Origin of the sequence: Pelagimonas phthalicica (genome assembly GCF_004364805.1) — a bacterium.
In the GTDB taxonomy this organism is placed as follows: Bacteria; Pseudomonadota; Alphaproteobacteria; order Rhodobacterales; family Rhodobacteraceae; genus Pelagimonas; species Pelagimonas phthalicica.
The window spans coordinates 1,283,719-1,304,718 of sequence record NZ_SOAP01000002.1; the positions used below are offsets into that span (position 1 = coordinate 1,283,719).

The following is a 21,000-nucleotide window of genomic DNA, read 5'->3' on the forward strand; positions in this document are numbered from 1 at the left end:
TGTTTTTGTTTATCGGCGGCTTTAGGCTGTCTCGGGCACTTGCGTGCGCGGCAAAAGGCGCGTGGAGAGCAACCGGCTCATCGTCGGCGCAATTTTTGGTGTCGCGGCCAAAATACGCCCGCCCTCGCGCAGGTCGCCTGTCTGCAAATATTCACAGACCTCACCGCCCGCTTCGGACACGATTAGCAATCCGGGAATGCAATCCCACGAATTCATGTGCAGCTCGCAATAGCCATCCGAACGACCATCCGCGACATGCGCCAAGGCCAAAGCTCCAGACCCGCAGCGACGCACATTCAATCCGGAGTTCAGCAGCCCCTCCATGGACTCCAGGTAGGTCTCGGTCGACACACGCGTTGACCAACCCATTTCGACGGTCGCACTTTCCGGCAGGTCTGCCCCAGACACTGAAATCGCCTTACCGTTAAGGCTCGCGCCGTGCCCGCGTCGTGCATAGTAAAGTTCGTTTGTGATCGGGCTGTAGATGCCGCCGAGTATCGGATTGCGATCGACGACAAACCCGATGGAAATACAAAAGTGCGGCAGGCCCCGCGCAAAATTTGCGGTTCCGTCAATAGGATCGACCACCCAGGTCTGCGCCGAAACTTCACCGCCCTCCTCTTCACCAAAAACACTGTCTTCGGAAAACTGGGACAAGATCGCTTGCCGAATGTGCAACTCGGACGCCGCATCGGTTTCGGTCAGATAATCCTGCGGCCCCTTAAGCGAATATGTATTCGCATCCCGCCGCAAAAACCCTTCACGTACGATCTGACCGGCAGACAACAAGACCTGCCTAAGCAAGACTTCTCGCGCCAGAACACCCTCTTCCATCAGCACCGCGACCTCCAATTCAGCAAGTACGCAATATTCAAAACATTTTTTGTACACGTGTGCAAGAAATGTTTTAATGAACACGCACCTTATCGACCACCCACAACCTATCACCCTGATATATTTAACTTTCCCCCCTCAAATCTCAGGGGGGAGCACAGAAAAATACCACTGAAATTTCTGTTCTCGTGTTCAATATTGGAGGATCCAGGTTGATGTTCACACCATTAAAAGCAAAAAACCATGCAGTTTGCAGAATCGGCGATGACAAGACACAAATTTGACTGAACAGGTTTGCATCGTCACTTAAGGGCAGCCCAACGCCAATCCACTATGAACGTTTTCAGCCCAGAAACTCACTCACGGTAATTAGGGGCTTGGGATCCCAAAAGCCTTGGACGAGCTTTTCGGCACTTCTACCCCGCTTTCTAACGACGCAGAAAAAGGTTAGGCGAGATTTCTCGCTTCGCTCTGGTACGACGTCGGCCGGGTGCACTCTTATGTTTCGCACTTGTGAGGAGACAAATGGCATCCCGCTAAACCAGCGCGCCCCTCAACATGGCCAGTATTTCGGCATACCTTTTTCAGTCAAGCAAAACTCTTTCAGTTCGGAGAGTGTGAAATCAATCGGGCCAAGCAATAGCCTTTCAGGCGACGTCGGCAGGACATCTCTTTCGTACCAATCTTGGGGGAGGGGCAGCCCCGGAAAGCCGTCTTCCGGCAAAAGGGCCATCTCCAGAGATAGCGCGTCCACCCATTCCTGCTTCTCGCCAGTAACCAACCACCAGCCCGAGGCCCGCTCTCCTGGTGCAGAAAGACCGGGAGACCGAAAGGTCGGAAGATCGGTCCCCCCTCTTTCAACTCGACAGCACCGACGATTTTGATGTCCGGCTGCTTCGTCGCATGGCGCAACGGGAACCTAATCCATGTTCGCACGGGTTCACCGAAAAGCATCCTTTCCGGGTGTGGCAGATCGTCAGGAAACACTGGCCGGAACATCATCAATATTTGCCCATCCCTACCCAGGTCATGAGTGCAGATCCCATAAATTCGCCCAATTTTTATGGTTATTTGGACAATGGAGCCAACTAATCTCTTCATTACGTCACCCCAAACTTCTCAGAAAAATCGCTTGAAAAAATGGACATGTACAGGCCAAAAAATTTGCTCAAAACTGTATTGAACACCTGATAACTATAGAACCAACACGCCGCACTAGGCGACGTCACAGTCAGGTGACAACTGAAACAATCTAACATGTGCCTTGGTGTAATGCGGCTCAGCTATTTATGCGAAACAAAGCTGTTGTGCAGCCAAAGTAAAGCGTTGATTGCTGACAAGCACCTCATCTTTATCGCGCTTGGGCACAAACCAACCCGCATAGGTTACGCATCTTAATATTTTGAATAGATAGAGAATTTTGAAATCTATTGGTCGTCTCCGGGTTCGCGAACACTCATTATCAAAGCTGTGGCGATGTCAAAGAGACGATAACCGAAAACGCCGTCATCGCAATCGATCAAGCGAAAATATCACGATCCAGGAGAATGTGTTCAAGCACCAAATCATCTTGTATGACGTCAAAGTCTAATTCTTCTGAATTGGCAAGTAAGTCTCGTTTGGCCTGAGAGCGAAAGCCTGGCAGCATATGGCGGGCCTGTTCCTGCACCAATCGGCGAAAGGTACTCCAGCCTCTGCTAGAAATCTTCCTGACAAAGCCCGGCGAGGCTGCGGGACGTGTAGCCATGGCTGATCCATCGCGTCCAATCAACGCAAACTCTCGTCTTGACCCTTTTGCCCATAACCATTAGGCGCACGCCACCGGTCGCAGCCTACCCGGTTATCAAAACAAGGGTTCAAAATGAAAACACTCGTCATCTGCTCAGGTGGGCTCGACTCCGTGTCGCTTGCCCATATCATCGCCGCCCAAGGTGAGCTGAGCCGCCTGGTTTCCTTCGACTATGACCAGCGTCACAAGAAAGAAGTCGAATTTGCAGCCGCGGCGGCGCGGCGTCTGCATGTTCCCCATCATATCGTTGATATCCGTTCGATCGGGGCGTCCCTGACCGGGTCTGCCCTGACGGACGATATTGATGTGCCCGACGGCCACTATGCCGAAGACACGATGAAAGTTACCGTCGTGCCAAACCGCAATGCCATCATGTTGAGCATTGCCTATGGCATCGCCGCCGCCAAGGGTGATACGGGCGTTGCCACAGCGGTTCACGGGGGGGATCACTTTATCTATCCCGATTGCCGCCCCGCCTTTACCGAGGCGTTCGACACCATGCAGTGCGCGGCTTTGGATGGCTATGCCGACGTGTCGCTGGTGACGCCGTTCGTCCATAAAACCAAGGCCGATATCGTCACCGAAGGGGTCGCCGCAAACACGCCCTTTGCCGATACTTGGTCCTGTTACAAAGGCGGCACGCATCATTGCGGGCGATGCGGCACCTGTGTGGAACGGCGCGAAGCCTTTCACCTGGCGGGCATCACCGACCCCACCCAATACGAAGATCCTGATTTCTGGCGCGCCGCGACTGGCACCGCCACCGGGACTGACAGCCATCAGGAGACCGCGTAATGTTTCGCATCTGCAAAGAGTTCCACTTTTGCGCCTCGCATAGTCTCGAAACCTTGCCTCTGGGGCATAAATGCGCCGGGCTGCATGGGCATAACTACATTGTCTACCTCGAGCTTGAGAGCGAAACCCTGGATGAGACCGGCTTTATCATTGATTTCCACGAGTTGAGCGCGTTCAAGGATTACATTGATGACGCCTTTGACCACCGGCATCTGAATGATGTGATGGACATCCCGCCCACGACGGAAAATGTCGCCTTTCATTTCTATACCTGGTGCAAGGCGCGCTGGCCGCAGACCTCGGCGGTGCGGGTGTCGGAAACCCCCAAGACATGGGCCGAATACCGCCCCAAATCCGCGGCATGACCCTGCGCATCGCCGAGATTTTTGGCCCCACCATTCAGGGTGAAGGGGCCTTGATTGGGGAACCCACCGTTTTTGTCCGCACCGGGGGCTGTGATTATCGCTGCTCCTGGTGTGACAGCCTGCATGCAGTCGACAGCGCGCATCGCCACGACTGGCACCCCATGTCCGCAGAGGCAGTTTGGGACGAGGTTGAACGCCTGTCGGGTGGCACGCCTTTGACCGTGTCCCTGTCTGGTGGCAACCCGGCTATTCAGGATTTCACCCAAGTCATGGCATTGGGCCAATCCAAGGGGTATCGCTTTGCATGCGAGACCCAGGGCTCGATTGCCAAACCATGGTTCGGCGCGCTTGAGACCTTGGTGCTCAGCCCAAAACCGCCCTCTAGCGGTGAGACCGTGGATTGGGCCGATTTCGAAGACTGCATCGCTGCGACGGGGGCCAAAACTCAGGTGGTGATGAAGATCGTGATCTTTGACGCCAACGATTATGACTGGGCGCGCGCTGCTGCCGGTCGCTATCCGGATCTGCCGCTCTACCTGCAACCGGGCAATCCGGATGTCGATCCGGACCTTCCCATCAAGACGCAGGACAGCTTGGATCGTATGCTTTGGCTGGTGGAAAAAGTGACCAGTGATGGCTGGTTCACCCCGCGCATTCTTCCGCAGCTGCATGTTTTGCTTTGGGGCAACAAACGTGGTGTCTGATGACAGGAGTATCACCATGACAGACTCGATTTACAGCAATCTGAAACAATTGGGCGGCGACACGATCCTGCCGTCCGACCCGTCCCAGGCCGAGTTGGAACGGGTGCAAAACCCGCAGGCTGACACGGCCTATAACGTGCGTTTTGTCGCGCCCGAATTCACCTCGCTTTGTCCGATGACCGGGCAGCCTGATTTTGCCCATCTGGTCATTGACTACGTGCCCGGCGATTGGCTGGTTGAAAGCAAATCGCTCAAGCTGTTTTTGGGGTCGTTCCGCAATCACGGAGCCTTTCACGAGGATTGCACCGTCTCGATTGGCCGCCGTCTGGCAGAGTTTCTGGACCCGCAATGGCTGCGAATTGGCGGCTATTGGTATCCGCGCGGGGGCATCCCGATTGACGTGTTTTGGCAAACCGGCCCGATGCCCGAAGCGGTGTGGATTCCGGATCAGGGCGTGCCGCCCTATCGCGGACGCGGGTGAACGTTAGACGGGCGGGCGGCCCTTTGCATCACGGCAAAAGGGCCGCCTCGCGCATTTACAAAAGATGCTGCATGTTCTGGTAGCAGACAGGCCGCAAAAAGCGACGGATTGCCAGCGCGCCAACACTGGTTGCGCCGAAATTGGATGAGGCCGGGTAAGGCCCGCCATGCACCATGGCGTCCGCGACTTCGACGCCGGTTGGAAACCCATTGGCCAGCACCCGACCTGCCTTGCGCTCGGCAATGGGCAGCAGTTGTTTGGCAAGGGCCGCGTCACCCTCATCCATTTGCAAGGTCACGGTCAACTGCCCCTGAAGCGCATGCGCCGCAGCCACCATGTCAGTGTCAGTTCCGGTGCGCACAATGATCCCATGCGGGCCAAAGACTTCTTCGGCCAGAATTGGGTTGGCGATCCAAGTTTGCAAATCGGTTTCCAACAGAGACGCGACGCCGTCGCGTTGTTGCGATTGGGGCGAAAGATGCGTTTGCACGCCGGGCACGTCAGATGTCGCCGCAACACCTGCGCGGCAGGCCTGGGCAATACCCTGGGTCAGCATGGTTTGCGGTGCGATTTGTTCCAGTGCCGCCTTGGCACTGGCGACAAAGGCATCGCCAGCCGCGCCACCTGGAACAAAGAGGACGCCGGGATTGGTGCAGAATTGCCCCGCCCCCAAGGTCAACGACGCTGCCCAGCCTTCGGCAATAGTTTCACCGCGATTTGCCAAGGCATTGGGCAAGACAAAGATCGGATTGACCGCCCCCAACTCGCCAAAGAACGGGATCGGCACCGGACGCGCCGCGCAGAGATCAAAGAGGATCCGCCCCACCTTGTGAGACCCGGTAAAGCCAACGGCCTGGATCAGCGGGTGCTGGACCAGCGCCGAGCCCACCTCGGCACCGCTGCCATGGATCATGCTGAAGGTCCCGGCAGGCTGGCCGGTTGAGGTAATCGCGGCCAGGATCGCCTCGGCGATAATGGCACAGGTTCCCGGATGGGCCGGATGCGCTTTGACGACCACCGGGCACCCGGCGGCCAGAGCAGCGGCCGTATCGCCCCCCGCAACCGAAAAGGCCAAAGGAAAATTGGATGCCCCAAAGATCGCCACGGGGCCGATGGGCTTATGGATCAGCGTAAGATCCGGGCGCGGCAATGGGGCACGATCAGGCAAGGCCGGATCATGGCGGGTTTCGGGGTAATCGTCCTTGAGGATATGAGACGCAAAGAGGCGCAATTGCCCGGTCGTGCGCCCGCGCTCGCCCTCTAATCGGGCGGCGGGCAAGCCGGTTTCGAGGCTGCCAACCTCGGTAATATCCTCGGCGCGGTTTTCGATTTCATCCGCGATGGCATTCAGGAAAGCGGCGCGGTTCTCTGCGCTGCTGGCCCCATAGGTCCAAAACGCGTCTTCCGCCGCCTCGCAGGCCTTGGCCACCATATCCGGGGTGCCATCGTGAAAGTCGCCTGCATCGGAGGCAAAGGTCTGATCCCCCGGTACCCATTGCCCGGCAATCAGGTTTTTGTCGTTCATAATCATGGTGATCTATTCCTACTTGCCCCAGCGCAGCGCGATGAGGTCCATATCTGTGGCCAATTGCAGCAGTCGGTCGCGGGTGCGCGGTGTCATGGGTTTCAACGGGTGACGCACGTGGTCGCTCTTGATGACGCCCCCGGCTTTCATCACCGTCTTGCAGGCGCGCAAGCCGCATTGGCGGTTTTCGTGATTGATCAGTGGCAGGCAGGCCGTCCATTGCGCCAGCGCGGCCTCTTTGTCACCGGCCAAATAGCTGCGGATGATCTTGCCGATATGTTCGCATTGCAGGCCCGAGGTCATTGTCCCGGTGCAACCCGCATCCAGATCAGCCAGCAATGTGGCGGCTTCTTCGCCATCAAAGGGGCCTTCGATGGCGCTGCCACCTTGGTCAATCAGCGTGGCGATCTTATCCGCGGCAAAGGGCATTTCCATCTTGAAGTAGCGCACTTGTTCCAGCTCTTTTGCCATGCGCACCAAGAGCGGCACCGAGAGCTGGCAGCCCGACAGCGGGGCGTCCTGCACCATGATCGGAATGTCGATCGCGTCCGAAACCGCTTGGAAATGTTCAAAGATACCGGCCTCTGCCGGCACCAAGCCAACACCGTGATAAGGAGGCATCATCATGACCATGGATGCACCCAGCGACTGCGCAGCCTTGGCGCGTTCGACGACGATGCCAGTGTAGAAATGGCTGACCGTCACAATGACCGGCACGCGCCCTGCGACATGGTCAAGGCAGATCCGCATCAGGCGTGCGCGTTCTTCGTCCGACAGAACAAACTGTTCGGAATAATTGGCCAGAATGCAGATTGCATCGACGCCCTGATCAATCATGCAATCCAGAACCCGGCGCATGCCGTCTTCGTCAACCTGGCCGTCGTCCAGAAAGGGGGTTGGGGCTACTGGCAGAATGCCGGTGAGTGGAGATTTCATCTGCTCTGTCCTATTCGTGAAATGGCGCGGTGATCTCGCGGCGACCGATCATAAAGGCATCCGCCACATGCCGGAGCGGCGCGAGGTCGACATCGCAACTGCCCGAGGCCACAAGTTCGGCAAAACGCGCGTAAAGGCGGGGGTATTCCCCGCTCAGGGCTGCACTGTCTGATTGTTGGGGAACGCCATTGATACTGAGCTGTGCGCCGCCCGCGTCCAGGGTCATCCTGCCGCTGTCGGTTTCCGCTTCGATGCGCCAGATCTGGTCGCCCTCTTTGCGCCAGTCAAAATCCGCACGAATATCCGCGCCATGGGGATGGGCAAAGCGCAGCTTGGCGGCAATCGGGCATTGGCGGTTTTCCGGGGTGATCAATTCTGCGGCGCTCAGATGCAGCGCATCCGGGAGTAACTTGGTCACAATCGAGAGAGCGTTGATACCCGGGTCAAAAACCCCCAATCCGCCCGGTTCCCAAATCCAGTCCTGGCCGGGATGCCAGCGGCGCACGTCTTCCTGCCAGGTGACGGTCAGTTTGCGCAACTTTTGCCCGGCAAGCCAATCGCGCGCCGCATCGACCATCGCCGCCTCGCGCGAGTGCCAGGTCGCATACAGTGCCACGCCCTGAGCACGGGCCATGGCCAGCAATTTCTGACATTCCGCGACACTGGCCCCGGGGGGCTTTTCCAGCATCACATGCCGCCCGGTGGCAATCGCCTGTACCGCATAGTCAAACCGCGGCACCGGCGGCAGGCAAAGCGATACGACGCGAATATCCTGACGCGCGTCGAGGAACTGTTCGAAACTGGTGAACTGTTCGACGCCATCGACGCTGCCATGGCGTGAAATCGTTGCCGCAAGTTTCCAATCCGGGGAGGCGTCAAGAGAGGGCACGTGCTGGTCGCGCGCGATCTTTCCAATGCCGACAAGTGCGAGATCCATCAATGGCTGTCCTTTCCAACGGCACTGCCTCGGCAGCCTTTGAGAAAGTCGAGATCAGCCCCGGTATCCGCGCCTTGGACATGGGCTTGATGCAGCCAGGCATAGCCGGATGTGGGCACCTCATGGCTGGGTTGCCACTGGGCCAGCCGGTCCGCCAATTCGGCCTCGGAAATATCCAGATGCAATCGGCGGGCGGGCACGTCCACGTCGATCATGTCACCCGACCGCACCACGGCCAGCGGCCCGCCTGCGGCGGCTTCGGGGGAGGTGTGCAAGATGACGGTTCCATAGGCCGTGCCGGACATGCGCGCATCAGAGATGCGGATCATATCGGTGATGCCCTTTTTCAGAACCTTGGGTGGCAGGCCCATATTGCCAACCTCGGCCATGCCGGGATAGCCTTTGGGGCCGCAATTCTTGAGCACGAGAATGCAGGTTTCATCCACATCCAGCGCCTCATCTTCGATGCGGGCCTTGTAATCGTCGATATCCTCAAAGACGACCGCCCGCCCGCGATGGCGCATCAGGTGTTCCGAGGCTGCAGAAGGTTTGATCACCGCGCCCTTCGGGGCAAGATTGCCCTTGAGCACAGCCATGCCCCCTTGCGGTGTCAGAGCTTGATCAAAGGGGCGAATGACATCTTCGTTCCAGTTGCGCGCCTCTTTGACCTCGGACCAGATATCATCTCCGGACACGGTCAGCGTGTCTTTGTGCAAAAGGTCTGCCTCGCCCATTTGGCGCAGAACAACCGGCAAGCCACCGGCGTAATAGAACTCTTCCATCAGGTATTCCCCCGATGGCTGTAGGTTCACAATGGTCGGCACATCCCGACCGCAGCGGTCCCAGTCATCCAGGGTGAAATCCACCCCGATGCGCCCGGCAATGGCCAGCAGATGAACGACGGCATTTGTGGACCCACCGACAGCTCCGTTGACGCGCACGGCGTTTTCAAAGGCGTCTTTTGTCAGAATGTCAGAGGGTTTCAGATCGTCCTTTACCATCTGCACAATACGGCGGCCGCTCATCTGCGCCATGACGCGGCGGCGGCTATCGACCGCTGGAATAGCCGCATTACCGGACAGCGCCATGCCCAAGGCTTCGGTCATCGACGCCATCGAGGAGGCGGTGCCCATCGTGTTGCAGGTGCCGCTTGACCGGGTGACGGCGCTTTCGGCCTCGCGAAAGGTTTCTTGCGACATCTCACCGGCCTTGACGGCTTCGGAAAAGCGCCACAGATGCGTGCCGGCCCCAACACGTTCCCCCTGAAACCAGCCGTTCAGCATGGGGCCACCGGTGACCACAATAGAGGGCAAATCAACCGAGGCCGCGGCCATCAGCAGGCTTGGTGTGGTCTTGTCACAGCCGACCATCAGCACGCAGCCATCCATAGGCTGGCCTCGGATCTGTTCCTCGATGCTCATGGCGGCGAGGTTGCGAAACATCATAGCCGTTGGGCGAAACGTGTTCTCGCTGGCCGAGAAAACAGGCACTTCAAGGGGAAAGCCCCCGGCCTCCCAAATTCCGGCTTTGACCTTTTCGCTGAGCTCGCGCAGATGGCCGTTACAGGGGGTCAGTTCGGACCAGGTATTCAGGATACCGATCACCGGGCGGCCATCAAACAGATCGTCTGGATAGCCTTGGTTCTTGAGCCAGCCACGATGATAGATCGCGTCTTTGGTCGAACCGCAATACCATTCGGCTGAACGCAGGCGGCGGGGCCATGTTTTGGGAACAAATGCCATCTGCTTAGCTCTTTTGCTTGTTGTAGACGTCAAAGATGACAGCAGCGAGCAAGACGAGCCCTTTGATCATCTGCTGATAGTCGATGCCGATGCCAAGGATCGACATGCCGTTGTTCAACACCCCCATCAGAAAGGCACCGACCACCGCGCCGACGATCTTGCCAACGCCGCCCGACATGGACGCGCCACCGATAAAGACCGCCGCAATCACGTCGAGCTCCAGCGCAAACCCGGCCTTGGGCGTTGCCGAATTCAGGCGGGCGGCAAAGACCATCCCGGCGATGGCCGCCAGAACCCCCATATTGACGAAAGCCAAAAAGGTCAGGCGCGCGGTTTTCACACCGGACAGTTTGGCGGCCTTGATATTGCCACCCAGCGCATAAATACGCCGCCCGGTTACGGTGCGTTCGGTAAAGAACGCGTAGAGGATGGTCAGAACACCCATGGTGATCAGCACATTCGGCAGGCCACGAAAAGTGGAGAGTTTGAACAGGATGAACACCAGGGCAAAGGAGATGATGCCAACACGAGCCCAGAAAAACGCGGTCGGTTCGGTGTCCATGCCATAGACCCGGTTTTGTGCGCGTTTCTTCAGCTCGAGCCAAAAGATCGCGCAGGCCGCGGAAACCCCGGTCACAAGCGCCAGCATATTGACCCGGCGTTCGCCCAACAGCTTGGCGACGGATTCACCGAACCCGGCGGGAAAGATATCCGGCACAAACCCATTGGCCATCATCTGGAATTCGCGCGGAAATGGCCCCAGCGATTGCCCTTCGAGCAGCCAAAGAGAGGCCCCGCGAAACACCAACATCCCGGCCAGCGTCACGATAAAGGAGGGAATCCCCCAATAGGCGACCCAATAGCCCTGCGCCGCCCCGATCAAGGCCCCCGCCGCGATACAGGTTGCGATTGTGATCCATGTTGGCTGGTCCAGTTCGACGATCATCACCGCCGCCAAAGCACCAACAAATCCCATGACCGAGCCGACAGACAGGTCGATATGCCCGGCCACGATCACGATCAGCATCCCCAGCGCCATGATGACGATATAGCTGTTCTGCAACAAAAGGTTGGTCACATTGACCGGCTTGAGCAGCGTGCCATTCGTGGCGATCTGGAAAAAGGCCATGATCGCGATCAAGGCAAAGAGCAGACCATATTCGCGCAAATGGCGGACCAAGTATTCGCCGATGCCAGCTTTTTGCTCATTGGGGCTGTTTTCTGTGGTTGTTGTCATGCCGGCCTCCCTCAGTCCGTCACGATCAGCGACATGATGGCTTCCTGACTGGCCTCTTCGGCCGTCAGTTCGCCGACAAATGCGCCTTCGTTCATCACGTAAATGCGGTCACACATGCCCAAGAGTTCGGGCATTTCCGAAGAGATCATCAACACGCCTTTGCCTTGTGCGGACAGGTCGTTGATAATCCCGTAGATTTCAAATTTGGCCCCGACATCGATGCCCCGGGTGGGTTCATCGAGGATCAGCAGCTCGGGTTTTGCAAAGAGCCATTTGGACAGGACAACCTTTTGCTGGTTGCCACCTGACAGGTTGACCACACGCTGAAACACCCCCGGCGTGCGAATGTTGAGCGCATCGCGATAGCTTTCTGCGACGCGGGTTTCCTTGGTCTCTTGCAGGATCTGGCCATTGGCCACCTCGGGCAGGTTCGACAGGGTGATGTTGCGCTGGATGGTTTCATCCAGGATCAAACCCAACTCTTTGCGGTCTTCTGTGACATAAGCCAGCCCCGAGGCCACGGCCTTGGACACGGTGCTGACATCAACGGACTGCCCATGCATCAGCACATCGCCAGAAATCTTCTGCCCATAGGATTGCCCAAACAGGCTCATGGCGAGCTCGGTGCGCCCCGCGCCCATAAGCCCCGCAATCCCAACAACTTCGCCCGCGTTTACTGTCAGGTTCACGTCGTGAATGACCTGACGATCAGCGTGCAGCGGGTGGAACACGTTCCAGTTTTTGACATCAAGGATTTTCTCACCAGCGCGGCGGTCACGTGCCGGATAGCGGGCGGCCATGTCTCGCCCGACCATATCACGCACAATCTTGTCTTCGGTGATGGTTTCGGTGCGGGCATCCATGGCACTGACCGAGGTCCCATCCCGGATCACAGTGATCTTGTCGGCCACCTGACGTACTTCGTTCAATTTATGGCTGATGATGATCTGTGTGACCCCCTGCGCCTTAAGCTCGAGCATCAGGTCCAACAGGGCCTGGCTATCGGCCTCGGACAGGGCAGCAGTGGGTTCGTCGAGAATGAGCAGGCGCACATCTTTGGCCAGCGCCTTGGCGATCTCGACCAATTGTTGTTTTCCGACGCCGATCTTGTCAATCAAGGTGCCCGGAGGCTCGCTCAGCCCGACTTTGCGCAGCAGTTCAACCGTCCGCTGTTCGGTTTCGCGCCAGTTGATCACGCCGCCTTTGGCCTGCTCATTGCCCAAAAAGATGTTTTCGGCAATCGACAGAAGCGGAACCAGGGCCAGTTCCTGATGAATGATGATAATGCCCTTGGCCTCGCTGTCAGCAATTCCGGAGAATTGCGCCAAGGCCCCGTCATAGATGATTTCGCCATCATAGCTGCCGGTCGGATAGACGCCCGACAACACCTTCATCAGGGTCGATTTTCCGGCCCCATTTTCGCCAACAAGCGCGAGGATTTCGCCCTCATCCACAGACAGGCTCACCTGGTCCAGCGCTTTTACACCGGGGAATTCTTTGGTGATTGCACGCATTTCCAGCAGTGCCGACATGGTCTTGCTCCCTAAGACGTGTTCGGATGGGTTAAGCCGGGATGCGCCGACGACGGATCGCCAACGCATCCCAGAGAGGACAGCGTGATTACTGGAGCTGGTCCATCGTGTAATAGCCGGAGCCGATGATGATCTCTTCCCAGTTGGACATATCGACCGAAACAGGTTCCAGCAGGTAGGACGGCACCACCTTGACACCATTGTTATAGGTCGAGGTGTCGTTGATCTCTGGCTCGCCACCTTTGAGAAGGGCATCAACCATGCCAACGGTCACACGGGCCAGTTCGCGGGTATCCTTGAACACGGTCGAATATTGCTCATCCGCCAGCATGGATTTGATCGAGCGCACTTCGGCGTCCTGACCGGTCACGATCGGCATTTGCAGATCGCCAGAGCCGTAACCAACCCCTTTGAGCGAAGAGATAATGCCGATGGACAGGCCGTCATAAGGGGCCAAAACGCCTTGCACGGTTGCGTCGGTGTAATGGGCTGATAGCAGGTTATCCATGCGCGCCTGCGCCACCGCGCCATCCCAGCGTAAGGTGCCCACTGTGTCCATGCCCATCTGGCCAGACACGATATTCACAGTGCCCGCATCGATCAGCGGCTGCAGCACGGACATCGCGCCATCATAGAAGAAATAGGCGTTGTTGTCGTCTGGCGAGCCTCCGAACAGTTCCACATTATAGGGGCCATCACCAAACCGCGCCTTGAGCCCGTCAACCAGGCTGCTGGCCTGCTGCACGCCAACTTTGAAATTGTCGAAGGTCGCGTAATAGTCGACATATTCGCTGTCGCGGATCAGACGGTCATAGGCGATGGTCTTGATCCCGGCGAAATGCGCGTTTTCCAGCGCGTTGGACAGGGTCGTGCCGTCAATCGCAGCAATGACCAGAACATCGACACCGTTGGTGATCATGTTCTCGATTTGCGCCAGCTGGTTTGGAATATCGTCTTCGGCATATTGCAGAATGGTGTCATACCCGGCGGCTTTGAATTGCTCCACCATGGAATTACCGTCGGAAATCCAACGCGAAGAGGATTGGGTCGGCATGGCGATACCCACGGTATCGGCCATGGCAGCGACGGCGGAAAAGGCCAGCGCGGTGCTGGCAAGAATGGTCTTGAGTTTCATGATTTTCATCTCCCATTGATGCAGGTCGCGCCCCTTGAACTCCTCCGAGGTATCTTTGTCCTGCATGGCAGAAGGGTTAGCGGCTGAGCGTATAATAATAAATCTCAAAGAATAGACTTTTTCATATCAAAAATGATATAGAGCCGCGAAGGAAACTCTAGAAACGGTCAGAGCCCCAATGCGCCTAGCCAATCGCGTGAAGCCAAAACACATGGAGCTGGTGATCAAGATCGCCGAAACCGCGCAGCTGCAAATGGCTGCGCAGATTTCTGGCATGTCGCAACCGGCGGCCTCGCGCATTCTGGCGGAAATCGAGGCCAGCCTTGAAACCAAGCTGTTCACCCGTCAGCCAACAGGAATGGAACTAACTGCCGAGGGACAGGTTTTTGTCCGACACGCGCGCGTGGTCCTGTCCGAGATGCAGAATATCGAAGATGAACTGGCGCGCATGCGCTCTGGAGTCATGGGGCATGTGCGCGTTGGCGCGGTAACCGGCCCGGCGCTCGGGTGCCTGATGCCTGCCATCAACGCGGTGCAAAACGACCATCTGGATTTTCGCCTATCTGTCGATGTCGCCCCGTCACGGGTCCTGTTCCGGGGGCTTGAAGAGGCGCGCTATGACTTTATCCTTGGCCGTGTGCCCGAAGACCATGACCGGCTCGATTTCCACCTCTATCCGGGACGCAACGAAGTTGTCACCTTGCTGGTCCATGACAGCCATCCTTTGGCAGCCCGCGACAAGGTGAGTTTTGCAGAGCTTGCCGAATACCCCTGGGTGATCCAGGACGAGGGGAACCCGATCCGTCAAGCGGTCGAGCTGGCCTTTCACAGCGCAGGCGTTCCGACCCCGCGCCGGGTGATCAACAGCTCTTCGCTGTTGATCGCGCTGGCTCAGGTGGCTGAAAGTCAGGCGATTTCACCGCAAACAAATGAGGTCAAAGCCCTGCTCACCTCATCTGGCATTGCCGCGCGCCTCACATCGCTGAACGTCGACACACCAATCAATGTTCAGCCCTACTTCATCATCCGTGACAACCGTCGCAACCTGACACAAGCGGCCGACAAACTGCTGAAAAGCGTTCTGGCCAATATCTGATACAATTGGGTGGAAACTGGCCGTGGGACATCCGCAAGGGGTAGCCCCACCTTGAGCGTAACAATTTAGGGCCGAGTTCCGGGGGGCAGTCCGGCCTACCTTAAGGTCCTACCCCTGCCCTTCCGAAATGATGACGAGCGGGCGCAAATCTTTGACCTCTGCGGCTGTGCGCAATCTCATGCATAGGGCTCCAAAACCTGCCGCTCCGGATGGTGTGGTGGCGATGCCGGATCCCGTTATGGCCTCGGCAGCGGCCTGGCCTTCATCCTCGGTCAGGGTTTCGTAACGCACATCGCAGCGCTCCAAAACATCCCAAGCCACGATCGACGGCTCCTTGCAATCCAGACGGCCCATATTGGACTCGGGTCCGTCACCGCGGGTGGGTTCACCGGCGTTATGACTTGCAAGCAAACAGGCAGCGGCTTCGGGTTCAACGATGATCAACTCGGGCTGTTCAGCCCAGTTCAGGCGGATCATATGGGCCATGGCAGCGGCCAAACCGCCAACTCCGGCCTGAAGATAGACATGGGTTGGCCACTGGCCAGAGACCTCGAACTGCGCGCGCAACTCTTCTGCGATCACGCAATACCCTTCCATCACCAGTTTCGGGATCTCGGTGTAGCCGGGCCAGGTTCCGTCGGCCAACAGCGTGGCCCTGGTCTTCTCGGCATCAGCGATGGCGGCGGCAACGCTGTCATCATAGACGTCACCAGACCGCACCACCTCGGCACCAAGCGCCCTTAACCGATCCGCAAAGCTGTCGGGCACCGTTGCCGCCAGATGAATGCGTGCCTTTGCCCCCATTGCCCGCGCGCCAGCGGCAACACCCATGCCATGATTGCCCGCGCTTGCGCAGACAAACCGATGCGTCGCGGCAAAATCGCGAATATCTTGATCTTTGAGCCGGGTTAAAGCCGGCGCTTCCCCAGTCTGCTCCTGCCAGGCTTTGCCGATCAACCGCGCCACCGCGTATGGCGCGCCCAAAGCCTTGAAGGCCCCAAGCCCCATGCGCTGCGTCTCATCCTTAGCCAAAACGGTCACCCCATGAGGGCCCGGGATCTCAACCAAGGGTGACACCGCGTAATCTTCATGCGCTTGGAAAAAGGCGAGAGCCTGTGCGAAATCTGGGGCAAAGCTAAGGCTGTCGCGGTTGGTCATGTGGTGTTCCCCTTGTTCTCTGCCTCTCATTATTTCACTTCCTCCCGCTCTTTTTTTTCGATTTCCCCCAACACCTCGACTAATATTTTCGCCAAAGCCACATTTGACGCGGAGAATTTACATGGCTGTCGAGCTTGATGACGCGGATCTCACGATCCTCAGGGTGTTGCAAAACGATTGCCGCACCGGCTTGGAAGCGCTGGCGCAGGAGTGTCATCTCTCAGTCCCATCAGTTCAAAGGCGGCTGAAACGATTGCGCGAAAATGGGGTGATCCAAAAGGAGGTCGCCGTGCTGGACCAAAACCGTTTTGACTACAAGATGACCTTTATCGTCCTTGTGGAGTTGGAGCGGGAATCCCTGCAACAGCTCGACCTTTTTCGCAAACGTGCGCGGAACGAGCCTCTGGTTCAGCAGTGCTACTACGTGACCGGTGAGGCTGATTTCATTCTGATCTGCACCGCCCACGATATGCAGGATTTCGAAGAACTGACGCATCGCCTGTTCTTTGAAAACTCGAATGTGCGCCGGTTTCGGACATCCGTGGTGATGGATCGCACCAAAACCGGGCTGACGGTTCCGATCTGACAACATCAACCGTTTGCAAAAATTGGTCGGCAACAGAGGCTTTCCTGAAATTTTTTCTGTCTCGGTCGATAAAACTTGATGCGTTTTGCGCATAGACCTTTGGTATAAAAAGAGGGTGGGTATCGATGGGGCGTTTTACCCCACAGAGCAACAAGGCCCCCTGCCGCGCGCCGTTATGGATACCTTGCTGAGGATTGGGGCGAGGTTCTGGGTCAAGCTGGTCAAGGAACGGCTCTCACTGACAAAGGAAAACCCAGCATGACGACGCCCCCTCGCGGTTTCCCGGTTGAAGAATTTGCAGCCCGAACCGCTGCCGCCCAGGCCAAAATGGCCCAATCAGGCATAGCGGGTCTGTTGCTGACCACGGAACCAGAAGTGCGCTATTTCAGCGGGTTTCACACACTGTTCTGGCAAAGCCCAACGCGCCCCTGGTTCCTGTTCCTTCCGGCCAGCGGTAAACCCATCGCGATTATCCCCGAGATTGGCGCGGATCTGATGCGCCGGACCTGGGTCAGCGATATTCGCACCTGGAGCGCACCCGCGCCCAAGGATGATGGGATCAGCCTGCTAGCTGACTTACTTGCGCCCTACGCTCAGCGCGGTGACGTGATCGGATTGCTGAAAGGTCATGAGACTCACCTGCGCATGCCCCTTGACGATTACGAACGGTTGTTGTTCGGGCTCAAAGGGTTACAGATCACGGATGCAACCCCAATCATCCGCGATTTGCGCATGGTCAAATCAGCGGCCGAGATCGAAAAACTCGCGCATATCTGTGCCATCGGCTCACAAACCTTTGCCAAAGTGCCAGAGTTTACTCATGTGGGCCAACCGCTTGCGGATGTGTTTCGCGCCTTTCGTTGCGAAGGGCTGGCACAAGGTGCTGACGATGTGCCCTATCTTGTCGGCGGTGCCGATACGGGTGGTTATCACGATGTGATCTCTCCCCCAACGCGCCGCGCCCTGACCAAGGGCGATATCCTAATGTTGGATACAGGAGCCAGTTGGGACGGGTATTATTGCGATTTCGATAGGAACTGGGCCATTGGCAGTGCCGATGACGCCTCGCGCCGGGCCTATGACGTGCTCTGGCGCGCGACCGAGGCGGGGATCGAGGCCGCCCGCCCCGGTGCCACCTGCCGCGATCTTTTCCAGGCCATGCAATCGGTAATCCGCGAGTTGGATGATCAAGGCGGCGATGTGGGTCGGCTGGGCCATGGGCTTGGCATGCAGTTGACCGAATGGCCATCACACGCGGCCTGGGACACAACCGAAATCCGCGAGAACATGGTGCTGACGCTAGAACCCTCGTTGAGCTATGGCGATGGACGGATCATGGTGCATGAAGAAAACATCGTCATTCGCGCAGATGGGGCGGAGCTGTTGAGCACCCGCGCCGCGCCCGAACTTCCAATCATCTGAGGACTGCATATGAAACTCGGTTTTCAAACGGATGCGGGCATTGGAACGCGGGCCAATCTGGGGGTGATTGTCCTGGAAACGGACGAAACGCTAGAGCATGAATTTTCGCGGATCATGAACCGTGCCGGGGTGGCGCTATATCACAGTCGCATTCCCATGGTTCCGGAAATCCGCCCTGATACACTCGCCCGGATGGAGCAGGACTTGCCCGCCTCTGCTCGTCTCTTGCCACCCTCGCTGACTTTCGACGCTATTGGCTTTGGCTGCACCTCGGCCTCTACCGTGATCGGCTCGGACAGGGTGGCAGAAACGGTCCAAACCGTGTGCACCGGTGCCCAAGTCACCGATCCCCTGGCGGCCATCATCGCAGCGGGCCGCCACCTTGGGGTCAAGAAACTCGGCTTTGTGACCCCCTACATTCCCGAAGTTTCCGCCAAAATGCGGGCTAAGCTGGAAGAGGCCGGATTTGAAATCGCCGGATTCGGCTCCTTTGAAGAAGGTAATGACCAAGTGGTCGCACGGATCACCAAGGCCTCGATCCTGGAGGCTATCGAAACCACCGCAGCCCAAGCCCCCTGCGACGCGGTGGTCGTTTCTTGCACCAATTTGCGCTGTCTCGACGTGATCCCATTGGCCGAAGAGAGGCTTGGAAAGCCGGTTCTGTCCAGCAACCAAGCGTTGGCCTGGCATATGCTGCGTCTGGCTGGCGTGCAGGATCCAAGCCCGGAATTCGGACAGCTATTCCGATAGCTGCAACGCTTGCGAAAATTCCCATAAACAACAGGCCTTGCACCCCCTCGAAACGAAAACGCCCCCGTGCTCAGCACAGGGGCGTTCTAGATTTTCAAGGGTCAAAGCTTAGTCAGCCGAAGCCAGTTGCTTTGGCAGGCGGAAGGTCCAGAGTGTGCCACCTTGGTTCAGGTAGTTCACTTTCTTGGCCACTTCGCCGCCCCAAAGCGGAACCGCGCCGCCCCAGCCAGAGATCACAGTGACATATTGCTCGCCATCCTGCTCCCAGGTGACAGGCTGGCCGACGATGCCGGAACCAGTCTGGAAGGACCAAAGAACCTCACCGGTCTCATCGTCAAAGGCGATAAAGCGACCTTCAGGCGTGCCGGTGAACACAAGGCCACCCGCTGTGGTCATGACACCCGCCCAAAGCGGCGCGTCATTCTTGTATTCCCACTTGATTTCACCGGTATCCGGGTCAATCGCCTTGAGGCTACCGATATGGTCTTCGTAGTTCGGCTTGATGGTAAAGCCCGCACCGAGGTAAGCCGCGCCTTTCTTGTAGGAAATCGGCTCGTTCCAGATATCCATGCCCCATTCATTGGAGGGCACATAGAAGTTGCCGGTGTTCTGGCTAAACGCCATCGGCATCCAGTTTTTGCCACCCAGGAAGGATGGGGAGGCAAAGATGACCTCGCCCTTTTTGCCATCGGCGGCAGCGGATGGGTCACCAGGACGATTTTCCTCGTTAAAGATCGGGCGACCGTTTTCATCGATACCATTGGCCCATGAGATGTCTTTGACAAATGGTGTGGCCGAGACGAATGCCCCGTCTTCGCGGTTCAACACGTAGAAATAGCCGTTGCGGTCGGCGGTGGCATAGCGCTTGTTGCCGTCGCGGTCGGTATAGGCGACGACTTCATTCACGCCGTCATAGTCCCAACCTTCGCGTGGGGTGGTCTGGAAGTGCCATTTGATGTCGCCGGTTGCCGGATCAATACCGATACGGGAGGCGGCATAGAGGTTGTCGCCCGTGCCGTCATTCAACTGACCTGCGTTGCGCAGCCAGCTGTTCCAAGGGGCCGGGTTGCCCGCGCCAAAGACCAGCGTGTCGGTGTCAGCGTCATAGCTGCCGCCAAGCCAGGTGGCGCCGCCACCGGTTTTCCACATGTCGCCGGGCCAAGTGGCGTTCAGGACACCGGTCATGGTGCTTTCTTCGCCGTTCAGCGTGCCCATGTGACCTTCGATCACCGGACGCGTCCAGACGAGATCGCCGGTTTCAGCGTCACGGGCCTGTACTTCGCCAACGATGCCGAATTCGCCACCGGAATTGCCGGTGATCACCAGCCCGTTCACGATCAGCGGCGCAGCCGTATAGCTGTAACCCGCTTTGTAATCAGCGATTTTCTTGTTCCAGACCGTGTCGCCGGTCTTGGCGTTCAGCGCAACGATGCGTGCATCCAAAGTGCCGAAATAGATGTTGTCGCCATAGATCGCCGCGCCGCGGTTCACCACGTCACAGCAGGGCAGGATACCCTCAGGCAGGCGCGCATCATACTGCCACAGCTCTTCGCCGGTCTTGATATCAATCGCATACATGCGGCTGTAAGAGCCGGTGATATACATCACGCCATCATGCACGATCGGCTGGGTTTCCTGGCCGCGCTGCTTTTCGCCACCAAGGCTGAACGCCCAGGCAGGGACAAGGTTTTTGACGTTGTCTTTGTTCAGAATATCCAGCGGGGAGTAGCGTTGCAGATGACGCCCCATCCCGTTGGTCAGAACGTCGCCGGTGGATACGCCATCATTGGCCAGCATCTCTTCGGTGACGGGGCTTGCATACGCCGTTGTCAGTGCGGATGTGGCAAAGATTGCTGCCACCGCTGCAGTTAAGAATTTGTTCATGTCCTCTCCTCCCGTTGCCGATGAAATGGCCAATGCGCCTGTCCAAACAGCGCAAAGCTACACGGTGCGGATATTATTCGCTCAATCCCAAA

At 57.6% G+C, this 21,000-nt stretch carries 20 protein-coding genes; 8 read left to right on the top strand and 12 right to left on the bottom strand.

Going from position 1 to position 21,000, the window contains the following annotated elements:
* Positions 1 to 21: 21 nt before the first annotated feature.
* From CLV87_RS16400 to CLV87_RS16410, 3 genes are all read right to left on the bottom strand, one after another.
* Positions 22 to 834 (bottom strand): inositol monophosphatase family protein, encoded by an 813-nt coding sequence (locus CLV87_RS16400; protein WP_099247884.1) that lies wholly within the window; start codon positions 832 to 834, stop codon positions 22 to 24.
* A gap of 553 nt (positions 835 to 1,387) precedes the next feature.
* Entirely contained in the window at positions 1,388 to 1,588 is a 201-nt protein-coding gene (locus CLV87_RS24050) for a hypothetical protein (RefSeq protein WP_133840813.1), read from the bottom strand.
* A gap of 765 nt (positions 1,589 to 2,353) precedes the next feature.
* The gene (locus CLV87_RS16410; RefSeq protein WP_133840814.1) at positions 2,354 to 2,581 is read right to left on the bottom strand and encodes a hypothetical protein; all 228 of its coding nucleotides are present in this window, start codon (positions 2,579 to 2,581) and stop codon (positions 2,354 to 2,356) included.
* 114 nt (positions 2,582 to 2,695) lie between these two features.
* On the opposite strand from CLV87_RS16410, the gene queC reads away from it, so the two are divergent.
* From queC to queF, 4 genes are read left to right on the top strand one after another with little or no spacing between them, the layout of a single operon-like run.
* Positions 2,696 to 3,418, top strand: a complete 723-nt coding sequence (gene queC, locus CLV87_RS16415; RefSeq protein WP_099247094.1) for a 7-cyano-7-deazaguanine synthase QueC — start codon at positions 2,696 to 2,698, stop codon at positions 3,416 to 3,418.
* Positions 3,418 to 3,783 carry a 6-carboxytetrahydropterin synthase QueD gene (gene queD / locus CLV87_RS16420; RefSeq protein WP_099247096.1) on the top strand — a complete coding sequence of 122 codons (366 nt, stop codon included), beginning with the start codon at positions 3,418 to 3,420 and terminating at the stop codon, positions 3,781 to 3,783. The genes queC and queD overlap by 1 nt, the downstream gene beginning before the upstream one ends.
* On the top strand, positions 3,780 to 4,487 hold the full coding sequence (gene queE, locus CLV87_RS16425; protein WP_099247098.1) for a 7-carboxy-7-deazaguanine synthase QueE: 708 nt from the start codon (positions 3,780 to 3,782) through the stop codon (positions 4,485 to 4,487). Before queD ends, queE begins: the two co-directional genes overlap by 4 nt.
* A 16-nt stretch (positions 4,488 to 4,503) precedes the next feature.
* Positions 4,504 to 4,968: a preQ(1) synthase gene (queF, locus tag CLV87_RS16430; RefSeq protein ID WP_099247885.1), complete on the top strand. Its 465-nt coding sequence runs from the start codon at positions 4,504 to 4,506 to the stop codon at positions 4,966 to 4,968.
* 55 nt (positions 4,969 to 5,023) lie between these two features.
* Here the strand turns inward: queF and CLV87_RS16435 are convergent, their stop codons facing one another.
* From CLV87_RS16435 to chvE, 7 genes are all read right to left on the bottom strand, one after another.
* A complete protein-coding gene (locus CLV87_RS16435) occupies positions 5,024 to 6,499 on the bottom strand; it encodes an aldehyde dehydrogenase (NADP(+)) (RefSeq protein ID WP_099247100.1) in 1,476 nt (491 codons plus the stop codon).
* Positions 6,500 to 6,511: 12 nt separating this feature from the next.
* Complete coding sequence (locus CLV87_RS16440; RefSeq protein WP_099247102.1) at positions 6,512 to 7,429, bottom strand: dihydrodipicolinate synthase family protein; 918 nt, start codon at positions 7,427 to 7,429, stop codon at positions 6,512 to 6,514.
* A 10-nt stretch (positions 7,430 to 7,439) separates the two neighbouring features.
* Complete coding sequence (locus CLV87_RS16445; protein ID WP_099247104.1) at positions 7,440 to 8,366, bottom strand: Gfo/Idh/MocA family protein; 927 nt, start codon at positions 8,364 to 8,366, stop codon at positions 7,440 to 7,442.
* Positions 8,366 to 10,108, bottom strand: a complete 1,743-nt coding sequence (gene araD, locus CLV87_RS16450) for an L-arabinonate dehydratase (protein ID WP_099247105.1) — start codon at positions 10,106 to 10,108, stop codon at positions 8,366 to 8,368. Before araD ends, CLV87_RS16445 begins: the two co-directional genes overlap by 1 nt.
* A gap of 4 nt (positions 10,109 to 10,112) precedes the next feature.
* A complete protein-coding gene (gene mmsB / locus CLV87_RS16455; protein WP_099247107.1) occupies positions 10,113 to 11,345 on the bottom strand; it encodes a multiple monosaccharide ABC transporter permease in 1,233 nt (410 codons plus the stop codon).
* 11 nt (positions 11,346 to 11,356) lie between these two features.
* Positions 11,357 to 12,877 (bottom strand): multiple monosaccharide ABC transporter ATP-binding protein, encoded by a 1,521-nt coding sequence (gene mmsA, locus CLV87_RS16460; protein ID WP_099247108.1) that lies wholly within the window; start codon positions 12,875 to 12,877, stop codon positions 11,357 to 11,359.
* Between the two features lie 88 nt (positions 12,878 to 12,965).
* Positions 12,966 to 14,012 (bottom strand): multiple monosaccharide ABC transporter substrate-binding protein, encoded by a 1,047-nt coding sequence (gene chvE, locus CLV87_RS16465; protein ID WP_099247886.1) that lies wholly within the window; start codon positions 14,010 to 14,012, stop codon positions 12,966 to 12,968.
* Between the two features lie 178 nt (positions 14,013 to 14,190).
* On the opposite strand from chvE, the gene CLV87_RS16470 reads away from it, so the two are divergent.
* Positions 14,191 to 15,108: a LysR family transcriptional regulator gene (locus CLV87_RS16470; RefSeq protein WP_099247110.1), complete on the top strand. Its 918-nt coding sequence runs from the start codon at positions 14,191 to 14,193 to the stop codon at positions 15,106 to 15,108.
* Positions 15,109 to 15,216: 108 nt separating this feature from the next.
* On the opposite strand, the gene CLV87_RS16475 is transcribed toward CLV87_RS16470, so the two are convergent.
* Positions 15,217 to 16,266, bottom strand: coding sequence for a pyridoxal-phosphate dependent enzyme (locus CLV87_RS16475; protein WP_099247112.1), 1,050 nt, complete (start codon positions 16,264 to 16,266; stop codon positions 15,217 to 15,219).
* A 121-nt stretch (positions 16,267 to 16,387) separates the two neighbouring features.
* Here CLV87_RS16475 and CLV87_RS16480 point away from each other — a divergent pair, with 121 nt between their 5' ends.
* The 3 genes from CLV87_RS16480 to CLV87_RS16490 all read left to right on the top strand — a co-directional run bounded on the left by CLV87_RS16480 (position 16,388) and on the right by CLV87_RS16490 (position 19,024).
* A complete protein-coding gene (locus tag CLV87_RS16480) occupies positions 16,388 to 16,852 on the top strand; it encodes an Lrp/AsnC family transcriptional regulator (RefSeq protein ID WP_099247114.1) in 465 nt (154 codons plus the stop codon).
* A 258-nt stretch (positions 16,853 to 17,110) separates the two neighbouring features.
* Positions 17,111 to 18,274, top strand: coding sequence for a M24 family metallopeptidase (locus CLV87_RS16485; RefSeq protein ID WP_099247116.1), 1,164 nt, complete (start codon positions 17,111 to 17,113; stop codon positions 18,272 to 18,274).
* 9 nt (positions 18,275 to 18,283) lie between these two features.
* Positions 18,284 to 19,024, top strand: a complete 741-nt coding sequence (locus tag CLV87_RS16490) for a maleate cis-trans isomerase family protein (protein WP_099247118.1) — start codon at positions 18,284 to 18,286, stop codon at positions 19,022 to 19,024.
* 108 nt (positions 19,025 to 19,132) lie between these two features.
* On the opposite strand, the gene CLV87_RS16495 is transcribed toward CLV87_RS16490, so the two are convergent.
* On the bottom strand, positions 19,133 to 20,908 hold the full coding sequence (locus tag CLV87_RS16495; protein WP_099247120.1) for a PQQ-dependent methanol/ethanol family dehydrogenase: 1,776 nt from the start codon (positions 20,906 to 20,908) through the stop codon (positions 19,133 to 19,135).
* Positions 20,909 to 21,000 lie beyond the last annotated feature (92 nt).

Excerpts from the sequence above, each read along its gene's own strand:
- queD (WP_099247096.1), top strand. The coding sequence starts at position 3,418 with ATGTTTCGCATCTGCAAAGAGTTCCACTTTTGCGCCTCGCATAGTCTC.
- araD (WP_099247105.1), bottom strand. The coding sequence starts at position 10,108 with ATGGCATTTGTTCCCAAAACATGGCCCCGCCGCCTGCGTTCAGCCGAA.
- CLV87_RS16435 (WP_099247100.1), bottom strand. The coding sequence starts at position 6,499 with ATGATTATGAACGACAAAAACCTGATTGCCGGGCAATGGGTACCGGGG.
- CLV87_RS16480 (WP_099247114.1), top strand. The coding sequence starts at position 16,388 with ATGGCTGTCGAGCTTGATGACGCGGATCTCACGATCCTCAGGGTGTTG.
- queC (WP_099247094.1), top strand. The coding sequence starts at position 2,696 with ATGAAAACACTCGTCATCTGCTCAGGTGGGCTCGACTCCGTGTCGCTT.
- CLV87_RS16410 (WP_133840814.1), bottom strand. The coding sequence starts at position 2,581 with ATGGCTACACGTCCCGCAGCCTCGCCGGGCTTTGTCAGGAAGATTTCT.
- CLV87_RS16490 (WP_099247118.1), top strand. The coding sequence starts at position 18,284 with ATGAAACTCGGTTTTCAAACGGATGCGGGCATTGGAACGCGGGCCAAT.
- CLV87_RS16495 (WP_099247120.1), bottom strand. The coding sequence starts at position 20,908 with ATGAACAAATTCTTAACTGCAGCGGTGGCAGCAATCTTTGCCACATCC.
- CLV87_RS16445 (WP_099247104.1), bottom strand. The coding sequence starts at position 8,366 with ATGGATCTCGCACTTGTCGGCATTGGAAAGATCGCGCGCGACCAGCAC.
- queE (WP_099247098.1), top strand. The coding sequence starts at position 3,780 with ATGACCCTGCGCATCGCCGAGATTTTTGGCCCCACCATTCAGGGTGAA.
- mmsB (WP_099247107.1), bottom strand. The coding sequence starts at position 11,345 with ATGACAACAACCACAGAAAACAGCCCCAATGAGCAAAAAGCTGGCATC.
- queF (WP_099247885.1), top strand. The coding sequence starts at position 4,504 with ATGACAGACTCGATTTACAGCAATCTGAAACAATTGGGCGGCGACACG.
- CLV87_RS16400 (WP_099247884.1), bottom strand. The coding sequence starts at position 834 with ATGGAAGAGGGTGTTCTGGCGCGAGAAGTCTTGCTTAGGCAGGTCTTG.
- CLV87_RS16485 (WP_099247116.1), top strand. The coding sequence starts at position 17,111 with ATGACGACGCCCCCTCGCGGTTTCCCGGTTGAAGAATTTGCAGCCCGA.
- CLV87_RS16475 (WP_099247112.1), bottom strand. The coding sequence starts at position 16,266 with ATGACCAACCGCGACAGCCTTAGCTTTGCCCCAGATTTCGCACAGGCT.
- CLV87_RS16470 (WP_099247110.1), top strand. The coding sequence starts at position 14,191 with ATGCGCCTAGCCAATCGCGTGAAGCCAAAACACATGGAGCTGGTGATC.
- mmsA (WP_099247108.1), bottom strand. The coding sequence starts at position 12,877 with ATGTCGGCACTGCTGGAAATGCGTGCAATCACCAAAGAATTCCCCGGT.
- CLV87_RS16440 (WP_099247102.1), bottom strand. The coding sequence starts at position 7,429 with ATGAAATCTCCACTCACCGGCATTCTGCCAGTAGCCCCAACCCCCTTT.
- chvE (WP_099247886.1), bottom strand. The coding sequence starts at position 14,012 with ATGAAACTCAAGACCATTCTTGCCAGCACCGCGCTGGCCTTTTCCGCC.